Source organism: Microbulbifer thermotolerans, assembly GCF_001617625.1.
Classification (GTDB): domain Bacteria; phylum Pseudomonadota; class Gammaproteobacteria; order Pseudomonadales; family Cellvibrionaceae; genus Microbulbifer; species Microbulbifer thermotolerans.
This window is the reverse complement of sequence record NZ_CP014864.1, coordinates 3,441,831-3,466,726: the sequence shown is the minus strand read 5'-3', so window position 1 is coordinate 3,466,726 and position 24,896 is coordinate 3,441,831. Positions and strand designations below refer to the sequence as shown.

The 24,896-nt window shown below is 54.0% G+C and carries 17 protein-coding genes and 1 pseudogene; 4 read left to right on the top strand and 14 right to left on the bottom strand.

Features of this window, described 5'->3' with window-relative positions:
• Positions 1-279 precede the first annotated feature (279 nt).
• A complete protein-coding gene (locus A3224_RS14305) occupies positions 280-2,460 on the top strand; it encodes an MltF family protein (RefSeq protein WP_156481504.1) in 2,181 nt (726 codons plus the stop codon).
• Positions 2,461-2,573: 113 nt separating this feature from the next.
• On the opposite strand, the gene A3224_RS14300 is transcribed toward A3224_RS14305, so the two are convergent.
• Entirely contained in the window at positions 2,574-3,722 is a 1,149-nt protein-coding gene (locus A3224_RS14300; protein ID WP_067156077.1) for an MFS transporter, read from the bottom strand.
• A 148-nt stretch (positions 3,723-3,870) separates the two neighbouring features.
• Between A3224_RS14300 and A3224_RS14295 the strand changes: the two genes are divergently transcribed.
• Positions 3,871-4,800 carry a LysR family transcriptional regulator gene (locus A3224_RS14295; protein ID WP_067156074.1) on the top strand — a complete coding sequence of 310 codons (930 nt, stop codon included), beginning with the start codon at positions 3,871-3,873 and terminating at the stop codon, positions 4,798-4,800.
• 212 nt (positions 4,801-5,012) lie between these two features.
• Here A3224_RS14295 and A3224_RS14290 read toward each other — a convergent pair whose 3' ends face one another.
• The 4 genes and pseudogenes from A3224_RS14290 to A3224_RS14275 form a co-directional block, all read right to left on the bottom strand.
• Positions 5,013-5,471, bottom strand: coding sequence for an ERAP1-like C-terminal domain-containing protein (locus A3224_RS14290; RefSeq protein ID WP_067156070.1), 459 nt, complete (start codon positions 5,469-5,471; stop codon positions 5,013-5,015).
• A gap of 180 nt (positions 5,472-5,651) precedes the next feature.
• Positions 5,652-5,933, bottom strand: coding sequence for a M1 family aminopeptidase (locus A3224_RS17450; protein WP_269454586.1), 282 nt, complete (start codon positions 5,931-5,933; stop codon positions 5,652-5,654).
• A gap of 121 nt (positions 5,934-6,054) precedes the next feature.
• Positions 6,055-6,189: pseudogene (locus A3224_RS17690) on the bottom strand (hypothetical protein); the annotation flags it as partial.
• A 145-nt stretch (positions 6,190-6,334) separates the two neighbouring features.
• Entirely contained in the window at positions 6,335-6,697 is a 363-nt protein-coding gene (locus A3224_RS14275; RefSeq protein ID WP_067156058.1) for a hypothetical protein, read from the bottom strand.
• Between the two features lie 361 nt (positions 6,698-7,058).
• Here A3224_RS14275 and A3224_RS14270 point away from each other — a divergent pair, with 361 nt between their 5' ends.
• Complete coding sequence (locus A3224_RS14270; RefSeq protein ID WP_067156055.1) at positions 7,059-9,833, top strand: hypothetical protein; 2,775 nt, start codon at positions 7,059-7,061, stop codon at positions 9,831-9,833.
• 145 nt (positions 9,834-9,978) lie between these two features.
• Positions 9,979-10,926: a hypothetical protein gene (locus A3224_RS14265; protein WP_067156052.1), complete on the top strand. Its 948-nt coding sequence runs from the start codon at positions 9,979-9,981 to the stop codon at positions 10,924-10,926.
• A 367-nt stretch (positions 10,927-11,293) separates the two neighbouring features.
• On the opposite strand, the gene A3224_RS14260 is transcribed toward A3224_RS14265, so the two are convergent.
• The 9 genes from A3224_RS14260 to A3224_RS14220 form a co-directional block, all read right to left on the bottom strand.
• A complete protein-coding gene (locus A3224_RS14260; protein WP_067156049.1) occupies positions 11,294-11,548 on the bottom strand; it encodes a hypothetical protein in 255 nt (84 codons plus the stop codon).
• 24 nt (positions 11,549-11,572) lie between these two features.
• The gene (locus tag A3224_RS14255) at positions 11,573-12,328 is read right to left on the bottom strand and encodes a gluzincin family metallopeptidase (RefSeq protein WP_067156045.1); all 756 of its coding nucleotides are present in this window, start codon (positions 12,326-12,328) and stop codon (positions 11,573-11,575) included.
• Between the two features lie 218 nt (positions 12,329-12,546).
• Positions 12,547-15,672: an efflux RND transporter permease subunit gene (locus tag A3224_RS14250; RefSeq protein WP_067156041.1), complete on the bottom strand. Its 3,126-nt coding sequence runs from the start codon at positions 15,670-15,672 to the stop codon at positions 12,547-12,549.
• A gap of 12 nt (positions 15,673-15,684) precedes the next feature.
• The gene (locus A3224_RS14245) at positions 15,685-16,860 is read right to left on the bottom strand and encodes an efflux RND transporter periplasmic adaptor subunit (RefSeq protein WP_067156037.1); all 1,176 of its coding nucleotides are present in this window, start codon (positions 16,858-16,860) and stop codon (positions 15,685-15,687) included.
• Between the two features lie 248 nt (positions 16,861-17,108).
• On the bottom strand, positions 17,109-19,790 hold the full coding sequence (pepN, locus tag A3224_RS14240; RefSeq protein ID WP_067156034.1) for an aminopeptidase N: 2,682 nt from the start codon (positions 19,788-19,790) through the stop codon (positions 17,109-17,111).
• A 498-nt stretch (positions 19,791-20,288) separates the two neighbouring features.
• On the bottom strand, positions 20,289-21,317 hold the full coding sequence (locus A3224_RS14235; RefSeq protein ID WP_067156031.1) for a hypothetical protein: 1,029 nt from the start codon (positions 21,315-21,317) through the stop codon (positions 20,289-20,291).
• Positions 21,318-21,333: 16 nt separating this feature from the next.
• A complete protein-coding gene (locus tag A3224_RS17015) occupies positions 21,334-22,293 on the bottom strand; it encodes a hypothetical protein (RefSeq protein WP_156481503.1) in 960 nt (319 codons plus the stop codon).
• A gap of 450 nt (positions 22,294-22,743) precedes the next feature.
• Positions 22,744-23,307 (bottom strand): phosphoribosyltransferase, encoded by a 564-nt coding sequence (locus A3224_RS14225; protein ID WP_067156025.1) that lies wholly within the window; start codon positions 23,305-23,307, stop codon positions 22,744-22,746.
• Positions 23,308-23,317: 10 nt separating this feature from the next.
• Positions 23,318-24,664, bottom strand: a complete 1,347-nt coding sequence (locus A3224_RS14220) for an NCS2 family permease (RefSeq protein ID WP_197463001.1) — start codon at positions 24,662-24,664, stop codon at positions 23,318-23,320.
• Positions 24,665-24,896: the final 232 nt, after the last annotated feature.

Below are 24,896 nucleotides of genomic sequence, written 5' to 3'. Positions count from 1 at the left end.
TTAAAAAAGGCACGAGTAGATTCCCATACCCTCTAGGATAGTTCTTTTTATCCGGCGGATTCGAACTGTTTATCCTATCACCGTACTTCCCATCGGCCCCCGATAGATCTATACCGCCAGGAAGTGAACACATTATAGGTTCCCCAGGCGCATTCTCTCCCGCACGTTGATAAAGCGTGCCTGCAATGGCGCAGTGCATTTGTACCGGGAAAGGTGCATTTGCGCCGATCGTGGCATAATCCAGGTGCAGGTCAAAGAAAAAGAAAGAAGGGAAGATACGTGCACTGTCAGTCTGTTCCGGTTTTGGCTTTTATATTGTCCATATTCCTGGCTGTGTCCGGTTGTGAGAGAGACTCCCGGCAGGGCGAAATCGAAGCAGCGCCGGTGGCGGAGCAAGTGGCACAGGAGCTGCCTCCGGCAGAGCCCGAACCACCGGCTTTTCAAAATTACACAGAACTCGGAGACTTGCCGGCAATCCGCGAGCGCGGGCTTTTGCGTCTGCTGGCGCCGCGCGGCCCTCAAGACGACGCTCTGCCGCGGGAGGGACTGCCGAGCAGCGAGTGGCGGCAGCTGGCAGAAAAATTTGCCCGCAGCCGTGGTCTGGAACCACAGTGGGTGTATGTGGAGAGCTTTGCCGATCTGATTCCCGCTCTGGTACAGGGCCGTGGCGATGTGATCGCCACCAATTTTTCCCGCACGGAAGCGCGGGCTGAACAGGTGGCCTTTACCCGGGCCCTGCAATATGTGCGCGAGCTCTTGGTAACCCGCAGCAATGTGCGTTCGGAGGATACTACAGCCCCCCTGCAGGTTGCGGTGCGCCGCGGCAGTGCATTCGCGCAGACGCTGTCTGCCGAGGAGCGCAGAGATCGCTATGTCATCACTTTTCTGGATGAGCCGATAGAGCACGAGGAACTGTTGTCCGCGGTGGCGGAGGGCGATTACCAGGCCACAGTTATCGATAGCAACCTCGCCGATGCATTGCTTCCTTCGTATCCCGATCTGGTGGCGAGTACAGAACTAGAATCTCAGCGCGCCATTGCCTGGGCGGTGCGCCGGGATGCCGTGGAACTGGAGCGCGCCCTGAACGAATTCTTTACCGCCGAACACCTGCTCGCCAGCCAGCAACAGCGGCGGCTTCTTCGTGACTGGGAAGAGATTAAACAGCGCCGTACCCTGCGGGTTCTGACTCGTAACCACCCCGCCTCATACTTTATCTGGCGCGGTGAACTGATGGGCTTTGATTACGATCTGCTCAAGCAGTTTGCCCGCGAAAACGACCTGCGCTTGAGCATGGTGGTGCCCGGCCCCGATGTGGATCTGGCTGAGGCTCTCAAGGCGGGTATGGGCGATATGGTCGCGGCTTCCTTGACAGTGACGGAATCCCGCCGTCGGCAGGGCATGGTATTTACCCGCCCATACCTGAAAGTGACCGAACAGGTGATCGCCGCAAAATCACAAGAACAAGAAGAGCATAGCGGAGATACCGCAATTACCGAGCTGCTCGCGGGGCAGAAGGTGGCTGTGAATCCCCTCAGCAGTTTTTACGCCCACCTCAACGCTTTGGCGATGGAGCAGGCAGAACCTATGGAAGTGCTGGCGGTGCCAGGTGCCACCACCGAACAATTGATAGAGGCTGTGGTGCGGGGGCAGTATCCCTATACCGTAGCCGATTCCCACTTGGTGGCCATAGAACACACTTACCGGGATGACTTTACCGTGGTGGGTGAACTGCCCGGTGAGCGGGATATCGCCTGGGCCGTGCGCAGGGACCAGCCGGAACTGCTGCAACAGCTAAACAGTTTTCTCGATGAGCACTACCGGGGTTTGTTTTTCAACGTCACCTATAACAAATATTTCAAAAACGCCAAGCGTATCCGCCGGCAGCAGGCGGAGCGGCTGCGCAGCGGCGACCAGTTATCCCCCTACGATCCAATTGTGCGCAAATACGCCGACCAGGCCGATCGCGACTGGCGTATGGTGGTGGCGCAGATGTATCAGGAGAGTCAGTTCGATCCCCGCGCCGAATCTTTCGCCGGTGCTCAGGGGTTGATGCAGGTATTGCCGCGCACTGCACAACAGATGGGGATCACCAATTTATTCGAACCGGAAAACGGAATTCGCGCCGGAGTTTCCTACCTGGACTGGCTGGAACAGCGCTTTCCCCGCGAGTTGCCCTTGGACCAAAAAATTTATTTCACCCTCGCCGCCTACAACGCCGGTCACGGTCATGTCCGGGATGCGCGCGAACTGGCCGCGCGCCTGGGCAAGGACCCCAACCGCTGGTTCGGCAGTGTGGAGGAAGCGATGCTGATGCTATCCAAACCGGAGTACTACCGTCAGGCGCGCTTTGGCTATGTGCGTGGGCGGGAACCGGTGAATTATGTACGGGAGATTCGAGAGCGCTATCTGGGATATCTGGCGGTGGCCAGGCAGGAGAGAAGTGTCCGCGAGCAGCTTTAAAGAACTTCTAATTTCTGCCACTGTGCGCTCTACTTTGACTGCTTTTCTATTGCATGAGCACCGCAGCACCAACTGCAGTGCTTATGCAAATTAAACAGCGGTTCTCTGCGCGTTTATCCAGTTACTTGCGGTTTCTTCTTCACGATGCTCAGAGCCAGATAGAGTACGGCAAAGACCGCAGCCAATACTCCCGCCACTGCAAACACCTGATCGCTGCTTCCAGGCAGGAATTCCAGAAATGAAGTGAGAAACTGCCCGAGAAAGATGGCCATAGTCAGGTAGGCAAGATTGCGTCCCCGCACCTGCGCGTGACTGCGCTCAACGGTCATATGGTTCAGTAGAGGGATGGAAAAACCGAAGCCGAATCCGGCAAAGGTTCCGCCAAGTATCAACATGGCGGTAGCTGCAGAGGCCGAGAAAGCAGCGTGGCAAACCGAGAAAAGGCAGAAGGCTACCACCAGCGTTTTCATCTCCCCGGTACGACGCGCGAGGTAAGGCATGGCCATTGCGGCGATAACGGCGATCAGAGAAATATAGGACAGCAGGTAGCCGGTTTGTGCTTCACTGTATCCCAATTCATTCAATCGTATGGGCAATGACACAATAGCGGAGAAGAACACCATCATCGCCACCGCAGCAGCCAGATAGACGGTGGTCAAGGCTGATGAGATCCGCCCTGACGATGCTTCCTGCGGGCTGCTTTCTCGGTGTGTCGAGTTAGCGGGTACCCACTTAAGCAGCATTGCCCAGACCAGCCAGGACACCAGATAGAGGGCAAAGGGCCATTGCCACCCCTGAGAAGCCAGCAGCCCGCCAATAAACAGAAACACCACCCCGCCGAGCTCAATGGCCATGCCCTGTTTGGCAATCATATGCAGCCGGGCGTGGCCCTGATACCAGTGCGAGATCAGGGTTGTGCCGCCGGCCATAACGATGGCGGTTATGCCGCCGAGAACCAGGCGATTCAGGAATACTGGAACCAGGCCTTCGAGAAGCGCGCCGCTGGCGCCAATCAGGCCGTAGAGCAGCAGGCCGATTGTGAGGCAGCGATAGGCGCCGTAGCGGTCGATCAGACGGCCGGCGAGCGGCGCGAAAATTACGGCGCCCAGGGATGGCAGAGTGATCAGCCAGCTGGCCAAGCCACTGACTTGCAGGTTTTGGGCGATCACAGGCAAACCGGGGGCGACGACGGCACCCACCATGATGGTCAGAGTGGCGACACTGAGCAGTGCAAAAGCACCGGTTTTTGGCAGGGAAGACATATCGGGCCTCGCTTGGGAAAGGTTGGAAGAGGGCTGGCACCCCTTTAGCCGGAGGAGCGGCTACTCTAAGCAATCCCGTCAGATAACAAAAATGTTATGGTTTTCTATCAGTAATAGTAAAAATGTATTAATTGAAGAGTAAGGCGCTATGGATTTACGGCGTTTGCGCACCTTTGTCCGGGTTGCCAAACTGCGCAGCTTTTCGAAAGCTGCCAGTGAACTGAATACAGTGCAGCCGGCCATCAGCCGTCAGATTGCGGCTCTGGAGGAAGAGCTGGGAACCCCCTTGTTGTGGCGCAATACCCGCCAGGTTCAGGTTACTCCGGCGGGAGAGGCTCTGTTGGAGCAGGCATCGGTTATGCTGGCACTGGAGTCCGGGATCAAGCGGCGGGTACTGAGCGCCGCACAGGGGGAAACCGGGGAGCTGCGTATCGGCTATATCAGCTCTGCGTGTGCGGATTTTTTGCCCGGTCTGATGCGCCGCTACCGGGAACACTACCCGGATGTGCATATCGTCCTCACGGATATGACTGCACAGCAACAGCGGGAGGCCTTTCAAGTGGGGCGGATTGACGTGGGGATGTCGCGCCCGCTGCTGGTGGCGGGGGAGTTGGGACTGACTGCGGAATTGGTTTACGAAGATGCCCTGCTGGCGGTATTGCCGGAATCTCATCCCCTGGCAAAACAGTCGAGGTTAAACCTCTCCCACCTGGCCGAGGAACCTTTTATCCTGTTTCAGCGCGGCGAAGCCATAGGTTTGTTTGACCAGATACTGAGTGCCTGCCACCAAGCGGGATTTTCACCGCGTGTGATCAGCGAACCCGCCAGTATGCAGACATTGCTGACCTCGGTCGGCTGCGGGCTGGGGGTGTCGGTGGTGCCGGGGTGTATCCGGGGGCTGAATACTGTCGGTTGTATTTTCCGGCCTTTAAAAGATCTGCTCGCCCCGGTCAGGCTGGAGCTTCACTATGACAAACAGCGGCTAAAACCGACGGTGGCGGGTTTTGTGGAAGAAGTCCACAACACACTGCCGGAGATCCGCGCCCGTATGGGCGCGGATGGCAATTGGGGTGATTGATTTTAACAGAGCCCCATTATTTCTATATGGTCGACAATTAATCCGGCTGTTCTTGCTGTTTATTCATCGCTGCACGCCACAAGCTTTGCTGCCGGCGGTTCTTTAATACTCGCTTCAGTGCCGGCATCAGTGGCTTGTTTTGTTGCGATATTCGGCTGTATTGAGCGATACCCGCCTCGCCGCATACCACCGGGAACAGCATCGCATAGGCCTTATTGTACAGGGTGTCCTTTGTGTCGCTGACTTGTGGCACGGCCTGGAATAGCTGTGCGCTGATCGCAAAATTTTGCGAGCGTTTCTTGAGGCATATCGAAGCGGTGCATATAGGCACTGGCGGTTTCCAGGTGGCTACCGATCAGGCGGATCACATTAATATTGCTTTCATCTGCGGCGTTGTGCAGGGCAAAGTCGACCCGCTCGGATAAAGACATCTTTGCGTCGGTGACGCTGCCGAACAGACTCTGCCAAAGCATCAGGCGAGTGAACGCGCTTTCAATGGCATTGATATATTGCGCTGCCTGGGCGACGGAGTTCTTGTCCAGACGGGTTTTTACATAGCCCCAGTCTTCGTCATTCAGAATAAGAATTTGCGGGCAAGGCTGGCCTTGCGCCTCTTTGACTTCAGTCTCAGCGCCACTGTAGGTGATTGGAGCCGCCGCCACCCGGCTCATGGTATCTTCCTGCGTGCGGTAAATCCCCAGCTGAATTTTCTGCTCGCGCAGTACCGGGTGTGCCTTCGGCGCCGCCTGGTACAGTGTCAGTTGGGTAATCTTGTCATCAGAGCACTGGTAGTCCGCGTAGATAGTGTTGACGCCCTGACGGAATGCTTCTTTGCCGAGGAGATGTGGTAGCTACTCCAGTACCGAACCGCCCTTACCGTAGGTGATACTGTCGAAGTTGGAGAAGGCCTCGGCAGTGTTGGGTACCTTCACTTCTATGGGGTGGGTTGTGGGCAGTTGATCCGCTAGATAAGCGGACTGCTTGGAGCGCAGGTAGAAGTTTTCCCACACGTCTTCGAATTCGCTGTTGGTGGCCAGTGCCAGGCTGGCCATATAGGTGGCAAAGCTCTCTTTCAGCCAGAGGCCGTTCCACCACTTCATTGTTACCAAAACTCCGAACCACATATGTGCCATTTCGTGAGCGATCACATTGGCGAGCCGCTGCTGCTGTGCCTGTGTTTTTTCGCCCCGGGGAAACATAGATTTCGTTGAAGGTTACCACGGCGACATTTTCCATCGCGCCAATGGTGAAATCCGGCAAGATTAATTGGCCGTATTTATCGAACGGATAGTCGATACCGTAGTACTTTTGGTAAAACTCGAAGGATTGCTGGGTAAAGGTGAACCAGTCCTGGGGTTTGACATCCGGCGCCAGGGTTTTGAGGGCCATAAGTCGCAGTGGAATATCTCCGGCGCGACTCTCCCAGACCACAAAGGGACCTGCGTGCAGAGGAAAGATATAAGCGGCGAATTTCTTGCTGACACGGGAAGTGCCGGTGCCTGCGCCCGTTCGCCAGCGTTTCGATTTTTTTCCCTCATGTAGCGGTTACTACTGCCCAGTCCCCCTGCGCCCTGATATCAACGGTATAACTCGCCTTCAGATCCGGCTGGTCGAACAGCGGTGCAACGTAATTGGCCTTGTAGGGTTCTAAGTGGGTATACAGATAAACGCTGCTGTCTTCTTTTTTTTGTCGTGGATTGTAGCCGATATGTTTCAGGGAAACGGTAGACTGCAGAGAATCTTTAAGTGAAAGAATATTCTTTTGTGGGAGTCTCCAGCCACTTTGTGTGTATGCTCTGATCGGTTCTGGGCGCTTAGGTATGATAAACTGGATTTTTCTGGAACCTGCGGGTACTTTGCTGTAGCATGCGCGTTTTAGGCTTTCGGAATATCCCAATGGCCTGAATCTGTTATTTGATTTTTTGAAGAATCTTTAACGCCGGATGCATCAGAGGGTATTCGGGCGGTAAAGCGATCTGGACTCTTCTAAAAATTATAGGGCGCAACAGCTGTGGTTTGGAATGCGTTCATTGTTCTGTCCTGGAAAGAGGATGCCGGGGATTAGAACAGATGTAAAAAATTACCCAGGTCATAAAAAATAATTTATTTCAACTGGTGGGAGATTTTTTTGGTCTTGAAGACTGCTTTTTCACTTCTGTAAATCTGTCTGTCGAGAGAGAAACCACTGCTGAGTATCAGCAAGGGAGTTCTCTATAAGCGAATAGCTATATTTTTTATACAGCTTGGGAGAAATAAGAGTGACAGTGATAAAGAAAGCTGCTTTGGGGTTATCTATTGTTGTACTGGCTGCTTGTGGGGGAGGCGGCGGATCGGGCGGCACTAGCGCGCCGAATCCCACGGGTGGCGGCGATACGGGGGCGGATCCTTATCCGGCAGGTGTAAATCTTGACGGTGTGGTTGCCAAGGGCATTGTCAGCGGCGCCCTGGTGGAGGCCTATGGGAGCGATGGTGAGCTGATCGGCACCGCAACTACAGATTCTGAGGGGCGTTACAGTATTACTGTCGGGACCTATACGGGCGCGGTAAAGTTGGTACTCAAGCCACAGGAGGGCGCACTGGTAACCTGTGACATAGCCGAATGCCGTACAGCCTCCGGCGGAGATGAAGACGCGGATGGTGACGGGAAAATAGAGTTTGGTGAACGCTATGCACTGGATTATCAGCTGACTTCAGTTGTCTTCGTAGATGAAACGGCAACAGAGGTAAACAGTCATATTACGCCCCTGACTACTCTGGTAGCGGAAAAGGCAGGTATTACTCTCAACCAGACGTCCATCTCTACAGCCAACACCTATGTGAAGAACATGCTGGGCTTAGATGCGAACCCCAGTGAAATTGAGCCGGTAGACCTCACTAAAGCAAGCAGTGTTTCCGAGCAGCAATTGCGCTTTGCCCTGTTGAACGCAGCTCTTGAAGAAGTGGCGGAAAACGGAAATGTGGCCGGTGTCCTGGATAATTTATCAGCCGCTTTCACCCTTAATATAATTGAAACTGGAGCTCTGGACTCTCTCTCCGAAGGGATCAGCCTTGTAGCTGCGGCTGTAAAACAGGGGAATCAAAATCTCACTGGTATCGAGGACGCCGCAGAAGCTTCCCAGAGCAAACTGGACGATGTGATCGCACAGGTCTGTGGTACGGGAACCTCGTGTTCTCTGAAAATTGATCTCACCCCGGAGCTGAATTCCAACCTGGAAAAAGCCAAGCAACTGGTTTCCACTGTACGCAGAGTTACGATTGAAACTGTTGATACAGTGAATTCCAAGTTGCGGGAAGATTCCGATGGCTACGATTCTGAAAATGTTCTGACGCAGTTGGACGCCGCCGAAGAGATAATGGATGAAGAAGGCCGCGATACCGTAATGGCATTTAGTGAAATCGCCGTTGTTCTAGCAAGCCAGGTGGTCGCGGTCCAGTATGAAGGACAAAGTCTGATAAGTGATATCCCCTCTGTCGCAGAAGCCCTCTACGATTCCAAAAACAGTGAAGATAACTGTGCCTGGATAACCTGGGACAAGGCGACCCAGGATGCCTGCTATGCCGAGAAGCAAGCAGATAGAGACGCATATCTGTCCAGGTTCGTTCAGGGAACTATTGAGAATTCCGGCGGAAACTGGAAGGTCCGCAATGCGGTTATCGATCTGGACGGAGATTCCTCCACAGGGTCGGATGAGGTAAAAATCAGTCTGAATCTCGCCCTGCCTCAGTTCACCGGTGATTCCTCCACGGGGATGGGACTGCCAGATGGGGTTAACGAGCTGGCGGTGAATGGTACAGCCGGTTTGGGATCCACTGAATTTACGGTTGAGGACGGATCCAAGTTGCAGCTGGAACTAGATAGTGCATTTAATGAAGAGGATGAAAATGGCCCCGATATCACCAGCATTGGTCTGCAACTGCAGGTGAGACTGGAAAACGCGACCCGGAGTTTTTCTGGAGACATGGAGCTCGGTGCACGCAAGTCTGTAAAGCTTGAAGAGATGGGATTAAATAAAGAAATACTGTATCTGAATCCGGAAAAACTGGCGCTGAGGGGATCTTTTTCTGAAAAGACGACGGGTAACTCATTAGAGGCATCTGTCGTTTTCACCGTAGATAATGCCGCGGAATTCGGGTATTTCCCCGCCGACTATGAGCGTAGTGATCTTACCAGCTACAGTTACAATGAGGCGGATAATACGCTGACTTTGGTTCACGGTGAGGGCGAAAATAAAGCTACAGTCAGATATTCACTAGAGGAAGGCGAATACGGCTGGTCTTATTTTATCAGGATAGAATGCTTGGAAGTTATCGGCAGTGCGAATTGTCCAGTAATGGGAGGAGTTGATTTCTGGGGAATTGTTCGGTCTGTTTCAGGTATCAGCCAAGAGGATTGCTGGTCTAATTACAGTGGATACTGGAGAAGTAATGGTACATGCGTATATCTGGAAGGGCCAAACTTGGATAAGGATATTCGTCTTGTATTTTCTCCAGTTTATACAGATTACTTGTTGGGTGAGCTGCAAGCCTTTGTCCCCGGTGAGGGGTGGTATGCGGCCACTCCCGACAATTACTGGGAAGAATACGGCTTTTATGAGTCGATGATTCCAACCACCGAAACCAGTGGTTTCATTACGTCAGAATTGGTGCAGCAGGACTTGAATTTCAATGCCGAAGGGCGCTATGTGAAGTTCACGGTGCGCATGGCGACCAGCGGTAGGCTTTCGGCCGATCTGCCTGAAATGGATCTAGAGCTTGTCGTGCGCCGTACAGGCTATGAGTCAGGCGATGCCGCTCTGGATGTGTCCTGGGGTGATGACAGGTTGAGAGTTGAGTATCCCTACACCGGAGAGGACAGCAGCCGTGTGGTACTGACAGATGGCGAGGGTACAAAGATGGAACTGGAACTCGCCGAAGTGAGTTCCAATGTCAAAGGTGCCATCGTGAAGGACGGTACCACCTACGGTGTCATTGCCGAAGAAAATGACGTTTACATAGTCAACTGGATCGACAATACCATTGAAACACTGTACTGATAACCACTATCTGTTGAGAAAGAGCCGCCATCGGTGGCTCTTTCTTTTTAGTTGTTTATCTGTCTTCTGCCTGCACTTTTTTCCGCAGATATCAAAAGCCGGAGAGCTGGAGCTTCAGTTTTCCAGCCGTACTGTCAGTGAAGCCATGTCTGTCGACAGTATTCTTCACGACTGGAATGGAAGACTGTACTCCGGTGAGCTCGCCTGGAGCAGAAATCGCTTTGAACTCTCCTACCGGGACCAAGTCTGGTCGCTGGCCTATGTGCAGCGTTATGACTATCAACTGCACTTTAACGATGCTACGGCAGACTTGTATTACAGAGAAGAAAACGACCTGCCGCTACCCGGTGGCGCAGTGCGGGTTAAACTGGATGTATGGCATTTGTATGCGGATGGCGTAAAGTTCGCTTATCGGTGGGCCTGGGAAAACGGCTTATTAATAGAACCTGCCGTTACCCTATTACGGCCACTGGATTTTCAGGACGGCTCTCTGCGGGGCGAACTGCAGCCAGGCAGTGGCCTGCTTTCGGGAACTGCTGATTTGAATTACCGCTATACTGAAGACCGCTTGCTGGAACACAGATTTGAGCAGCCCAGTGGAACCGGAGCCACCCTAGACCTGACTTTGAGCTGGAAATCTGAAGTCAGGGAGTTGAAGCTGCAGCTTCAGGATCTCTATGGTCGAGTCGACTGGAAGGATGCGCCTTATACACTTGGATCAATCAATACAGTAGATCGGGGAAAACCTGCAAAGGTAGAGCTGGAGCCGGCGTTTTCCGGCGTCCGCGGAGAAGAAAATTACCGGCAAAAGATGCCCGTTTATGCCAGGGCATTCTTTACTGAGACCCGGGAAGGGTTCTGTTGGCTGGTGGATGTGGACTACCTATTCGGTGAATTTTGGCTGCGTCCGGGGTTACGGTGGGATGGATTGCCCGGCAACCCTTACGTCGGATATGAAGCGCGCGATGGTCAGTGGCTGCTGGGCCTTAGTGATGACAGTAGTGCTTGGTTTCTGCAGTTAGGCAGTGACAGAAGTAATCTGCATAAAGCACGCAGTCTGACAGTAGCAGCGGGATTTCAAGTTTTTCTGTAAAACAAATAACTTTGGACTGCCGTCTTTGGATAGAATAAAACCACTCTCATTTCTCTGTGGCTTTAAAGCCAGCTGGCTCGTGTACTTTGTAAAGCTTTGTTGTATGTAGCCACAGTTTTCCATAAAAAGGCCCGCTCAGAAGGGTAAGCGGGCCGTGAAAGCATGAGGAGCCAGGGATCGGGACCCGCACTCCTATCCTGGCACTGTTTAACCCGCGCAGCGCCGGGGGCGCCGTGTTTCAGACTTTGCGATTGCCGTTCAGCAGTGCCGCCATATTCGGTCAGCGATTGTTTTCGTAGCGACGGTTCTTAAGCGCCTTTTCCAACAGCGGATTCAGTTGTTTGCCACTGTTGAGAATTTCGCTTAGCTACTGCACGCCTTTCTCGCTGCGGTTGAGCGGGAAAAACCTTGCGTAGATGTCGATAAATTCCGGGGCGATGACGCTGAGTTGGGAATGGTCGGAATTGTCTTTCGCTAGTTTCCGGGTTATCGCTTGCTTGTAATCGCCGTACAGATGCTGGTTCTGTAGTGCGATCAGGCTCCAGCGCATATTCGGGTCACGGGATAGGTCGTCGATGGTCATTTCCCACTCCAGCAATTGTTTGGCATTGACCAGGCACATGCGCTGGGACTGATTTTTTTCACCTCAGGCCACAAAGGGACCTGCGCGCAGAGGAAAGATATAAGTGGAGAATTTCTTGCTGGCCGGGAAGTGCCAGTGCCTGCGCCCATCTGCCAGCGTCTCAACTTTTTCTTCGCGTGTGGCGGTTACTACCCGCCAGTCCGCCGGAGCTTTAACATCCACGGTGTAGCTGGCCTTCAGGTCCGGTTGATCGAACAGCGGCGCAAAGCGGTTGGCTTTGTAGGGTTCGAAATGGGTGTACAGGTAAACGGCGCCGTCCTGTGGGTCTTTAAAACGGTGCAGACCGGAGCCATCGGTGGAATAGGGATGTGTGTACTCGATGGCGATACTATTGGACCCCGGCTTTAACTTGTCCGCGTCTATGGTGATGAAATAGCCGTTGTATTGAACGGGAATTGTCTGGCCGTTGATGCTGACTGACTGCACCTCACCACCGGTGAAGTCCACGGTAAGAGGTTGTTGCAGTGGACGGGCGATTTCGGTTTCGGCGATCACACGGCCGGAGAAGTGGTTGGATTTATCGTCCAGGGTTACCGAAATTCGGTAGTCCACATTGGCGATTTGCGCTCTGCGCAGGGCTGCCTGCGCGGCGGTCAGACCTGGTGCCGCGCGGCGGGCAACACGAGGGTCCGGTTTTGCTTCTGCAGCGGGTGCGCGGTTGTGCTCAGAGGTCTGTGGAGCAGTTGTCACCTTTTCGCCACAGCTGGCGATCAGTAATGTGCAAAATAAGGCGCTGGTGAATTGTTTTTTTGTCTTCATAGCATTCTCCGACTGCCGGCGAGGCAATATGTCAGTGCCCGTGGTGTTTTCTAGTTTGTGTTATATCACGACCTGGAGCGTGTGATGAGTTGCTCCTGCGCTTAATGCGGTTTCCCGGCGAAGCCGAGCGTAAAGTATGGTTATTTGCAAATGGTGTGCCGGCCACTGAATAGTGAGGCACAAAAAAAGGCCCCGAAGGGCCTTGCTACAAAGCGTGACTAGTCTGCTGTTGCCCTGCTTGGCGGCATTCTTCCACGCAGTAATCCCAACAGGTGGCCGCGGGTGCGACCAGTGAGCGAGACAATATCCACGCCGATGGCGTAGAGTGCGGGTACTAACAGCAGTGTCACAAAGAAGGCCATGAAGACGCCAAATGCCAGGGCCACTACGATGGGTTGCAGGAAGGCCGCCTGGATACTGCGCTCCAACATCATTGGTATAAGCCCGATAATGGTGGTGGTGGTTGTGAGCAGAATTGGGCGGAAGCGCGCCACGCCGGCTTCCACAATGGCTTGCAGTGGTTGCATGCCTTTATCCCGCAGTCGATTGCAGCAATCCATTAATACCAGGTTGTCGTTCACCACTACTCCGGCTGCTGCGGCGATACCGAAGTAGCTGAAAATCGCCATGGTCATGTTCAATAGGCTGTGGCCGAAGATAGCGCCGACAATTGCAAAGGGGATGGCGATTAGGATAAGTATCGGTTGGAAGTAGCTGCGGAAGGCGACTGCCAACAGGCTGTACATGGCGAAAAAGGCCATAGTGTAGAGCCCGATCACTTCGCGGATAAAACGCTGTTCGCCTTCCGCCTGTCCCACGGCACCGCGGATAATACCTGGGTAGCGTTTTTCCCATTGAGGGAAAAAGTTCTCGTCCAGATCCTTCATGATGTCGCCGCGCACATCGGCTTTCAGGTCCGCCATGACCCGCGCCGCGCGGTTGCCATTCCAGCGCTGGATGCGTTTGATACCCGGCGCGTATTCCAGTTCGGCCACCGCCAGCAGGGGCACTTCACGGCCGTCACTGGTGCGCACGCGGAAGTCTTTGAGGCTTTCAATGGAACGGCGCGAGGCGAGGGGGTAGCGCACCATGACTTTTACATCCTGGCCGGCCCTTGGCAGCCGCTGTACTTCTTCGCCGAAATAGGCTTGGCGCACTTGGCGGTTTACTTCCGCGAGCGTCAATCCCAGTTTGGCGGCGCCGGGTTTGAGGGTAATTTGGATTTCTTCTGAGGCACCCTCCAGGTTATTGCGCACATCATAGAGGCTCTCGTATGTGCGTAGCTGTGCTTCCAGGTCGGCGGTGGCCGCCCGCAATAGGTTCAAGTCGGGGTGACGGATGGATAGTTCGAAGCCGGGGCTGTCGTCTCCGCGTGTATAGCGCACGGAAACTTCTTTGGCGTCCGGCACATCGCCCATCAATTCGCGCAGGCGAACCGCGGCTTCTTTGGCGGACATATCGCGCACTTCTGGCGGGGCCAGTTTGACGATGGCCAAAACGCTATCGCGGCGCGAACGGGTATACCAGTTTTCGATCAGCGCGCCTTCACCGCCGGTGCGTTGGTTTACCTCTTCTTCAAGTGCTTTTTCCGCATCCTGTAACTGTGCCAGTACTTCCAGGGCGCGGCTGTAGGGGGCGCCTTCGGGCATAACCACATTGACAATGATCTCGTCGGATTCGATTTCCGGCATAAAGCTCTTTTTCACCCAGCCACTACTGAACATGCCGAAACCAATCATCAATACCGCGATAAAAATGCTCAGTGTCAGATAGCGGCGCTCCACTGCCCAACTGCCGATGCGGCGGTAGTGGTGCTGCGCAAAATACACGATGCCGTCGGCGATGCGTTTTTGCATGCGTCCAAAGCGCCCCAGTTTTTTCCGTGGTTTCAGGTTGCTGAGGTGTGCCGGCAGTATCAACAGGGATTCAATCAGTGAGAACAGCAGGGCCAGTATCACCACCCAGGTGATATGGCGGGTGAACTCGCTGGTGGAGCCGGAGAGGAACAGCCATGGCAGGAAGGCGAAAATAGTGGTGACCACAGCGAAAATCACCGGCTTGGCCACCAGCTGCGTGCCCAGGACCGCGGCACTGAGTCCGCCACCGCTCTTATGGGACTCGGTGTGAATACTCTCGCCGACGACGATGGCGTCGTCCACCACAATACCCAGTACCAGCAGGAAGGCGAAGGTGGAGAGCATATTCAGGGATACGCCCACACTGGGTAGCAGTACAAAGGCGCCGGCATATGCAGTGGCGATGCCCATCGCCACCCAGAAAGCCACCTTGGGGCGCAGCGTGAACAGCAGTACCAGCAGTACCAGAATCAGACCCTGCACTGCGGAGTTGCCGATGGTATTTAGGCGTCCTTTGAAGTCTTCGGCGTTGTCGGTCCAGAGGGTGAGATTGGCACCGGCGGGCAGCGTCTTGCGGCGCTCGGCAATCCAATTGCGGATCGACTCCGAGGCTGTGACGATGTCCATGGTTTCGGTGGTCATCACCTGAATCAGTACCGCTGGTTCGCCGTTGAGAGTAGCGAGTATCTCGTTGTCCTCGAAGCCATCGACTACGGTGGCCACATCGCCCACGCGGATGGTGCCGCCGTCCGCAGTTTGACGCACGATAATGTCCGCAAATTCCTGCTCGGTGTCCGCCTGGTTGCGTACTTTGAGTTGATAACTGCCCACTTCTGTGCGCACTGTGCCGGCGGATTGATTGAGGGAATTGGCTCGAATGGCGTCGGCCACGTCTTGAAAACTGAGGCCGTAGCGGCGCATAGCCGATTCGCTGACTTCAATGGATACCTCTTCCGGGCGGATGCCGAAGAGTTCCACCACAGAAATGGCCGGCAGACTCGCGGCTTCACGCCGCAGTTGTTCCGCCAGGCGTTTAAGTTTGCGCTCCCCCAAATCGCCGTGTACCGCCACGCGGATAAATTCGTTGCGGTTGACCCACTGTTGCACCCGAGGGGGTTCTATATCCCGCGGCAGAGAGGAAATACTGTCCACACGGATCTTCACGTCGTTCATAAAGCGGGAAAAATCGACGCTCTGCTCTGCGAGGATATACACCTCGCCGACCCCTTCCGCCGACATGGAGCGGACCCATTCGATATTGTCCAGATCGCTGACTGCCTCCTCGATACGGGAGACTATCTGTTCTTCCACTTCCTGGGGGGCGGCGCCGGGCCAGGAAACCACTATTTGCAGACCGGGAAAGCGCACCTGGGGGTCCATTTCCCGCTCCATGGCAGCAAAGCCAAAGAGGCCGGCCACAAAAATCCCCACCATGGCGAGGTTGGCGGCAACGCTGTTGCGGGCCCACCATTCGATTAGTCTGTTCATCGGTGCGCTCCGCTATTTCCGGGCCAATTGGGCAATGGGTTGAACTTCCATACCGTCCACAGCATTGGCAATGGCTGAGGTCACTACCCGCTCACCGTCTGTCAGTCCGGAGGCGATCACCACTCGGTCTTTAGAGGTGGACAGCACTTCCACGGTGCGGATATTCAGGCGATTGCTTTCGTCCACTACATAAACCTTGTCGGCGCTGCGCAGCGCTTCTCTCGGTAGCACCAGGGCGGGGCGCTCACGTACACCCTGCGCCTCGGCGGAAACAAAGAGCCCCACCGCCAGGGGTACACCGTTGCTGGCGCCAGCTCCATAAGGATCGGCAACCTCGGCCACGGCGTAGATCAGTCGGGTTTGCTGATCCACAGCGGCCTGGGTGCGCACTATGCGCCCCTGCCACTGGTGCGCATCCCGCCCCACCTGGGCCGACAGAGTCACCGGTGGGCCGGGGTTTCTCTCTGTGGCTACAAAGCCCATAGGCAGATCCAACTCTTGCAGTTGAGCATCGGTGAGGGGCAAGCGCACCTCGACGCGGTCGGTGGCAAAAACCCGGCCCAGGACTGTACCGGCGGTGACATACTGGCCCACGCCTATATCTCTGCGAATAACGCGACCGCGGAAAGGGAGTTTGATTTGTGTGCGCGCCAGGTTCAGCTGCGCGTCCGCGAGTTCTGCTTTGGCGGAGCGCAGCTGGGCCTCTGCCTCAGCTACCTGGGGCTGATTAACTTGTAGTGGTGTGGGTTCGCGCCCGGGGTTGGCCGTCTCCCACTGCTGGCGTTTAATGGCAGCGGTTGCCCGCGCCTGCAACAGCACCACTTCGGCGGCGGCAACGCCAGCCTCGGCGCGGGCCAGGGCCAGGCGGTAATCGGCGTCGTCCAATTGGACCAGAGTTTCGCCGGGAGTAAACCCGGCGCCTTCGGCGAAGTTTTCAGAGATAGCGATAATACGCCCGGATACCTGTGGTGTAAGATCGATCTCAGTGTGTGGTCGCACCTCCCCCTGGGTGGCTACTGTTAGGCGTACGGCCTCTTCCCGCGCTTCGTTGTAGACCAGCGATATCGGGCGAGGGTTCTCCGCTTTCTTTTCCGGTGCCGGCTTGGCGGCACTCATCAGTTGTACCACTCCATACCCCAATGCCAGCACCAGGATGGGGGCGGTGGCTTTAAAATATTTTTTCTTCATCTTTCTATGCTTTGTGGAATGCGACTCTCGCCAGGGCGGTCCACTGGCGCCTATTGAGATTTATAAAATCACGAAGCCCGGGAATTGCTCATGGTCCGGTAGCTAGACAGAGCGAATTCAGCGGTGAATCTCCAAATTGACGACGTGGGGATAGAGATTAGATGCAGGTGGATAAAAAAAAGGCCCCGCGGGGCCTTGGGAGTATGGTGTGACCACCCCGGTGGCGCTGGGGTGGTGACTGGGCTGGTTTAGCCTTCGTGGCCGTTGCTCAGCATCGCAGCCATATTCAGGCAGCGCTGATTCTCATAGCGGCGGTTCTTCAGTGCTTTTTCCAACAGCGGATTCAGTTGCTTGCCGCTGTGCAAAATCTCACTCAGTTGCTGCACCCCTTTCTCGCTGCAATTCAGTGGGAAGAGTCTTGCGTAGGTGCCGACGAATTCCGGGGCGTCGCTGCGGTTCACTTCGTCCAAGGCGGCGACGATACGCTCCACATTGGCTTCGAAGAATTCGCTCTGCTCGGAGGGGAACAGGGAATAGGCCGCGTATTTCAGCTGGCTCAGCTTGAAGTTATCGCGGTGTTGCAGGATGTTCTCCAGCCACTTGGTTTTGCTCTCTGCCTGAGGCCGCACGGCTTCTGCAGCGATGGCGTTGAGCTGGGAGCGGTCGGAGTTATCTTTGGCCAGTTCCCGGGTTATTGCTTGCTCGTAATCGCCGTACAGGTACTGGTTCTGCAGTGTAATCAGGCTCCAGCGCATATCCGGGTCCAGGGGCAGACCTTCGATGGTCATTTCTCCCTGCAGCAATTGCTTGGCATGGGCCAGGGCCGCATCGGTGTGTGCCACTGCGGTGAAGGTGGAGAACCAAGTCTTCTGCGCGTCGCTGCCGGGGGCCGCCTGCTGGAGTTGCGTCCAGGCAAAATTTTCGATCGCCAGCTGCAGTTCATCCCGTTTGGCGTTGTCGATAGCGACTTGATTCAGGTAGCTGTAGGCGCGGCCCAAATGGCTGGAAACCAAGCGCACTACATTGATATCGCGCTCGCTGCCAGCGTTGGAAAGTGCAAAGCTGATGTACTCATCCAGTGGCAGTTTGGCATCGTAGACACTGTCGTAAAGGCTTTGCCACAGCATCAGACGGGTAAAGGGCTTCTCGATATCGTTGATGTGCTTGGACATATTCTCAACGGATACCGGGTCCAGATTGACCTTGGCGAAGGCCCAATCCCCCTCGTTGGGGTAAACAATCTGCGGGCAGGGTAGGCCGACGGCGTCGGTCACTTGGGTTTTCTCACCCTTATACAGCACCGGGATTGCCTTGTTCAGCACCATGCTGCCGTTTTTCATATTGTAGAAACCGATCTGTGTGCGTTGCTCGCGTAGTGTCGGATATTCTTCCGGCGCAGACTGGGTCAGAGTCAGGCTGGTGACCTTGTTGTTCTCACACTGGAAACTGGCTTGAATGGTGTTAAGACCCGCCTGGTAGAGCCACTGCTGTTGCCACTGGTCCAGGTTCTTGCCGGCAGCTTTGCCCAGGTGCCCCATAAAATCACTCAGGGTGGAGTTTTGGTAGGACAAGTCCTTCAGATAATTACTTACCCCTTTGCGGAACTCTTCCTTACCCAGATAGTAGGGCAGCTGCTTGAGAATGGAGCCGCCCTTACCGTAGGTGATGCCATCGAAGTTGGCGAAGGCTTCATCGGTATTTTTTACCGGCAGCTGGATGGCGTGAGTGGTGGGCAGCTGGTCGGAATGGTAGGCCCATTGCTTGGTACCCAGATAAAAGTTTTCCCAGGCGTTGTCGAATTCACTGTTCTCCGCCAGGGAGAGGTTGGCCATATAAGTGGCGAAACTCTCGTTCAGCCAGAGATCGTCCCACCAGTTCATGGTTACCAGATCGCCGAACCACATATGGGCCATTTCGTGGGCGATCACGTTGGCCAGGCGCATGCGCTGGGCCTGAGTTTTTTTACCCCGGGAGACATATGTCTCGTTAAAGGTAACCGCGGCCACATTTTCCATGGCGCCGGCATTAAAGTCCGGCACGATCACTTGGTCGTACTTTTTGAACGGATAGTCAATTTCAAAATAAGGCTGGAAGAAGGCGAAGGACTGCTTGGTAAAGGTGAACCAGTCTTCCGGCTTCACATATTGCGCCAGTGTCTTGCGGGCCATCAGGCGCAGGGGGATGCCATCGGCGTCATCTTCCCACACATGGAAGGGGCCGGCGTGCAGGGAGAAAATATAGGAGGAGAATTTGGCTGACTGCGGGAAGTGCCAGTGGTTCACCGCGCCGTCCTTCTCGATTTTGTTCTCGCGCACGGAGCTGACGACGATCCAATCCTGCGGCGCGGTCACATTCAGCGTGTAGTGGGCCTTCAGGTTCGGCTGGTCGAAGTGGGGAAAGAGTCGGTTGGCATCGTAGGGTTCGAAGTCGGTGTACATATAGACGTTGCCGTCTTCCGGATCTTCGAAGCGGTGCAGGCCGGAGCCATCAGTGGAATAGGGGTGTTGATAGTTCACCGCAATGGCGTGCTCGCCGCCTTGCAGGTGCTCAGGCTGAATGGTGATGAAGTGGCCATTGTATTTAAATGGTACCTCTGCACCATCCACGCTCACGGATTCCACACTGCCACCGGCAAAATCGATCGTCAGCGGTTGCTTCAGCGCACCGTTAAACTTGGTATTGGCGACGACTAGCCCGGAAAACTGCTTGCCGTTCTTGTCGAGGGTGACTGACAGCTCATAGTCCACCGCGGCAATTTGCTGCTTGCGAAGCTTGGCGTAGGCCTCGGATAATCCCGGCGCATCGGCACGGCTAATGGCCACCGCCGCGGCAGACGACTCGGTGACTGGCTGGTTACTGGACTCCTGACTACAGGCCGTAAGAATGGCGCTGCAAAGCAGCGCCGCGGCGAATTTTCCGGTTTTGATCATGCTTACCCCGCAGGATTGCTAGCTAAAAGATTCGGCGTTAGCCGGGATGAGTTGTGGAAAAATCAATCGTCCCTTATACCACGATGGAAGGGCAGTAGTGGGCGCTTTATCGCACCTGGAAGTCAGGTTATCGAGAACTAGTTGACACTGCTGAAATATAAGGAAAGAAAAAAATTTTTAACTGCTTGTCTTTGCTTGTATGGATACGGATGTTGTTTGTGCTGACGGTATGCGAGACGAAAATTTTCACCGGCCGATGTACTTCTACCATATCGAGCGTAAGTGGGCCCTGATTAATGCACATGAGTGCTGCAGTTGGTTTCGAGGCACTCGGACAATGGGGTGAACATTACGAAAACACACGAGTTTTTCCATAACCCACCGGATAACTCCCTGTATCTGACGATTTCTAAATATTCATCCCATCATCTGAGTTTCTCATCTGGCCTCGAAGCTTCTTTGCTGACAGGAGGTTAATTAGTGGATGCTTACTAATCTCTAGGTCGGCTGTTGTTCCAGCTTTAACAGCTCGCCTGGGGGATAGCTGTTTGGCAGCGGACGGGGTTTGATTCGCTCTTCAATAAAGGCCGCTACATCCTCGGGGTTTGCGCGGTGGTCGTCGTCCCTGCTTTTACCCGGTTCCTCATATCCGCGTCCGCTCCACATATAGAGCACATGCTTGGCCTCTTCCACCTGCTCAGGTGTACAGGTCAATATGGGTTTATCACTGGCGCCCGGCTGGGCCTGGACCTGGGCGCGGCGTGCCGCGGCCTTCGGGTTCAGATCCAGAGTCAGGGAGTCCATAATTTTGTGCATTAGTGCTAGGAAGTTATCTCTTGGTACGCGTTGTTCGATGCGGTAGGCATTGCCTGCATTTCTTGCCGAGCGAGATATGACAAAACTACAGCTCAAATAGTAGTTGTCATCGATGGCAGTGTGCCATGTGACTGTCTCACTATCGCTAATTAGAGGCTGATCTTCAAAATAGAGCCAGTCTCGTTTGTTTTTGGCCAGCCATTGACTGTTTATTGGCCCCAAATAAGTGGGCCATCGGTAAGGAGTAAAATCTAAAGGATCATCGGAGTGTCCTCTATGTAAATCATTTAGTTTGACAAATTCAAACGTACGATATGCCTCCTTTGCCAGTACTCGATTATCGAAAAGGCTCTCATTGATTGGCAAACCTTCCACTTTGACAATATCTATGAGGAAAATTATATGACCGCAGTAGCCTTGTAATATAGGGAGGCCGCGGAATTCCCATATATTGGAATAGGCTCGAGCTACATGGTGAGACGCAAATGTGCGTTTTTCCCCTGTCTTGTCACAAGTTTCTAATATTTGGAATAAATTAGAATCGTAGATATCCAGGAAGTCAGATTCTTTTTCCCAATTTTTTAAGCTGGAGAATGGATCTTTGGTCTTTGGAGCGACAAAAAGTAATTTTGTCTCCGATAAATTTTTTTCAATAATTCTGCCCGTTTTAATTTTAGGGCCTTTGGGTTTTTTTTCTGTTCCAATCAACACAAGTTTGTCCTATTCTTCAAGAACTGACTTTTTTAATTAGCTGTTTAAGTGGTTCAGTCGAGCTCTTGTGGTAACCCTCGTTTAAACTTGGCACACTTGCTAAAATTGTTGATCCCAAGGCTTTAACCAAGGCAGAGGCAAATGCAACGCTTAGTCCATATGTCGATGCTAATGTAATAGCAATACTTCCAGTTGATGCAGCTTTTTTATATGATTTTTTTCCTTTCGCAATTATATCGATAATTTTTTCTATTCGTTGATCGCTTGGTGTATGGTGGATTAGTTCATTTATTGAGCATTTTAATTCTGCACTTCCAAATGCTTTTCCGGCTATTAATTGAGCAGCGCCAGGCGTAGCATTGTGCCACTTGGCATCACTAGTATTCATCTCTACTGCGCGACGTGCAATATCTGCATCAAAATGGCTAGAAGTATGATCACTCAAAAAGATCTTTTGTCTCCCTCCAAGTTTGACTTGACGTTGTGCAAGTAGCTTCATAGCGTGAGTCAGAAATTTAGAGCCACCGCGATGACTTGTCCATTCTACATAGAGGCCTTGTTCGTGAGCTTCTTTCATATGATGGGCAAGTATCCGGGCTGCTTCTAAATTATTGGGGGAAATTGAACGTCCTAGGTCACGTATGAAGCTCCAGCCCGCTTTGATATTGGAACCACTTTGAGGTACGTAGAACAAATGATAACCAGTGTCTTTAAGTTCGGTTAGAGTAGAATTATTTCCTCGAGCGATATGTATTGGCAGCATATTGGCCGCGCGCTCCAGCTTATCGCAGTGTCCATTGATTCCTACTTTTATTGGCTTATCCGAATTGCCAGGAATTTTAGAGCTGGGGGCCAATACCGATTCAGGCTGTTCTTTGGTCCGCCAATCCCCAGCTTTAGTAGCATTGACTTGCCAAAGAGCTGCCCGCCGCTCGTCTTTGGCCCTATCATTGGTAAGGCGGATATCAACAATCACTACGTCGGTTTGCGGGCCCCCGTACTAACTGCCTGTTTCGTATTCAATCTCAAACCCTGAGAAGACAATGCAATGGCGATTGGGTTTGCCATTTTTTATAAAGGAATTTACTGGCGCGGTACATCCCCGCAAGCTTTCAACAGCTTTAGTAATTGACTGGGCGTAATAGCCTTCACTGCTTGGAATTTCCGCTTATTTTTTTAAACCCATCAAGCAGCTGGTGGTGCTGTGCAGTGACAAGCAGTGAAAAAATCGGGTCAGAATACATTTTGTATCGCAGTAATGCCGTAGAAAAATGCTGTTTTGTGCAACAATCATATTCCCCTAATATCGACTTCTGGATGGTTTTGGTGAGATTGCGTTAATGAGGAGGCTTAAAGTGGAGGCGGGGCTAGTGGGTGAGTGTTGTTATTCGGGGGCAATCTAAATTGCCCCCAGCGTGGCAGGAGGTCAGACCGCGGTCGCAATTCGGTCCAGATAGGGTTCAAGCTCGGGCTTGTGTTCGAGGATTTCTTCGCGCGACAGGCCGTCGATCTCGTGCGGAAATACCAGCCACTTATCCGTTATGTGGATGAAATAATCCGGTTCGCGATCGGTTTTGTTGTTGGCGGGTTTATAGTAGGGCGTCGCCACACGGATCTCCGGTGTGTTTTTTTTGCAGGCCGCGCGCAGATCCTTGATTGTTTGGTCGATACTGAGGCCGGAGTCGTGCACGTCATCGACGATCAGTAGACTGTCGTGGGATTCCAGGCGTTTAATCAGATATGTCAGGCCGTGTACGCGCACGTGTTTGTCGCGCTCGCCGATACCCGTGTATGAGGAGGTGCGAATCGCGATATGGTCGGCGTCAACGCCCATTACATGTAGTAATTCCTGCACCGCGATACCCACCGGTGCGCCGCCCCGCCAGACACCGACGATATAGTTGGGGCGGAAACCGCTTTGAAAAACTTTCTCTGCAAGCGCATAGGAGTCGGTTAGAAGCTGCTGTGCACTGATAAAGTGTTTTTTCACGAATGTACCTCTAGAAGAAAACAAACTTGGCGGCGAACATGGCGGCCAGCAGATACACGCTGACGCTGACATCCCGGCGGCGCCCGCTCAGTGTTTTGATTACTGCATACGAGATAAAGCCGAGCGCAATGCCGTTGGCGATGGAAAAGGAAAGCGGCATCATAACCGCCGCGATTACTGCCGGAGCGGCTTCGGTAATGTCATCCCAGTCGATGGATGAAAGCCCGGAAGTCATCAGCACTGCCACATAGAGCAATGCGCCGGCAGTGGCGCAGGCGGGAATCATACTCACCAGTGGCGAGAAGAACAGCGCCAGCAGGAAGAGTCCGGCGCATGTTACTGCGGTCAAGCCGGTGCGGCCACCGGCGGCGACACCCGCCGTACTCTCCACGTAGGTAGTGGTGGTCGAGGACCCTAGTAGAGAACCGAGCGCGGATGCCGAGCTGTCGGCCATCAGCGCTTTGCCCATACCGGACAGTTTGCCGTTTTTGTCCAGCAGTTTCGCGCGGTCCGCGGTGCTGAGCAGGGTACCGGCGGTGTCGAACAGGTCCACGAACAGAAAGGCGAAGATCACGCTGACCATACCCACTTCAAAAGCGCCGGCAATATCCAGCTGCAGAAGTGTGGGGGCCAGGTTCGGCGGCGCGGAGACGAGACCGCTGTACGACACTTTGCCCATCAGCAGCGCGATTGCGGTGACGGCGAGAATGCCGATCATCACCGCGCCCAGCACCTGCCGGAAAGCCAGTGCCGCGATTAGGAAAAAGCCTGATGCGGCGAGGACCGCGTCGCTGGATGTGAGGTCGCCGAGGGTTACCAGTGTGGCCGGACTGGCGGTCACAATTCCCGCACTCTTCAGCGCTATGATCGCAAGGAACAGGCCCACGCCCGCGCCCAGCGCCTGGCGCAGTGATAGGGGAATACTGTCGATAATCCACTCGCGCACGCGGAAAATACTGAGCAGTAAAAACAGCATTCCGGAGATAAACACCGCCCCCAGGGCAATCTGCCAGCTGTAACCCATTTCTCCGACGACCACATAGCTGAAAAAGGCATTCAGCCCCATTCCCGGCGCCAATGCGAAAGGGTAATTGGCGTAGAGCCCCATAATCAGACAACCGGCAGCCGCCGACAGACAGGTTGCCGTGAACACTGCGCCCTTATCCATGCCCGCGGCGGCCATCACGTTCGGGTTGACGAAGATGATGTAGGCCATGGCCAGGAAGGTGGTTACTCCGGCGATCAATTCCCGGCGTACAGTGGTATCGCGCTGCGAAAGCTTAAACAGTCGCTCCAACAGTGGAGGGTACCGAACTTCTACGGTGGTGGCGGTAGTGGAAGGCGAGTTTTCGGTCATGAGGGCCCCGTACAGGCAGCGAGTAAATGAGTTGTCAGCGGTTAAAAAATGAGCGCGAATGTACCGGATTGGCCGATGGTTTTCCACTGTTGCACTGGCGGTGGCCGCCCGTTGTGAAATTTTGATGCGCCAAGGGATGTAATTTTGAAAAAAATGGCTCTTGCGCCGTGACGGGCTGGGGAGGCGAAGCCGCATGTCTATGATTCGAAAGAGCGCACTTTGACCCGTGGGT

Coding starts and splice junctions, on each gene's coding strand:
- A3224_RS14300 (WP_067156077.1), bottom strand. CDS start 3,722: ATGTCTTCCCTGCCAAAAACCGGTGCTTTTGCACTGCTCAGTGTCGCC.
- A3224_RS14295 (WP_067156074.1), top strand. CDS start 3,871: ATGGATTTACGGCGTTTGCGCACCTTTGTCCGGGTTGCCAAACTGCGC.
- A3224_RS14290 (WP_067156070.1), bottom strand. CDS start 5,471: ATGAGCCGGGTGGCGGCGGCTCCAATCACCTACAGTGGCGCTGAGACT.
- A3224_RS17450 (WP_269454586.1), bottom strand. CDS start 5,933: ATGGCACATATGTGGTTCGGAGTTTTGGTAACAATGAAGTGGTGGAAC.
- A3224_RS14265 (WP_067156052.1), top strand. CDS start 9,979: ATGTCTGTCGACAGTATTCTTCACGACTGGAATGGAAGACTGTACTCC.
- A3224_RS14260 (WP_067156049.1), bottom strand. CDS start 11,548: ATGTGCCTGGTCAATGCCAAACAATTGCTGGAGTGGGAAATGACCATC.
- A3224_RS14255 (WP_067156045.1), bottom strand. CDS start 12,328: ATGAAGACAAAAAAACAATTCACCAGCGCCTTATTTTGCACATTACTG.
- A3224_RS14250 (WP_067156041.1), bottom strand. CDS start 15,672: ATGAACAGACTAATCGAATGGTGGGCCCGCAACAGCGTTGCCGCCAAC.
- A3224_RS14245 (WP_067156037.1), bottom strand. CDS start 16,860: ATGAAGAAAAAATATTTTAAAGCCACCGCCCCCATCCTGGTGCTGGCA.
- pepN (WP_067156034.1), bottom strand. CDS start 19,790: ATGATCAAAACCGGAAAATTCGCCGCGGCGCTGCTTTGCAGCGCCATT.
- A3224_RS14220 (WP_197463001.1), bottom strand. CDS start 24,664: ATGACCGAAAACTCGCCTTCCACTACCGCCACCACCGTAGAAGTTCGG.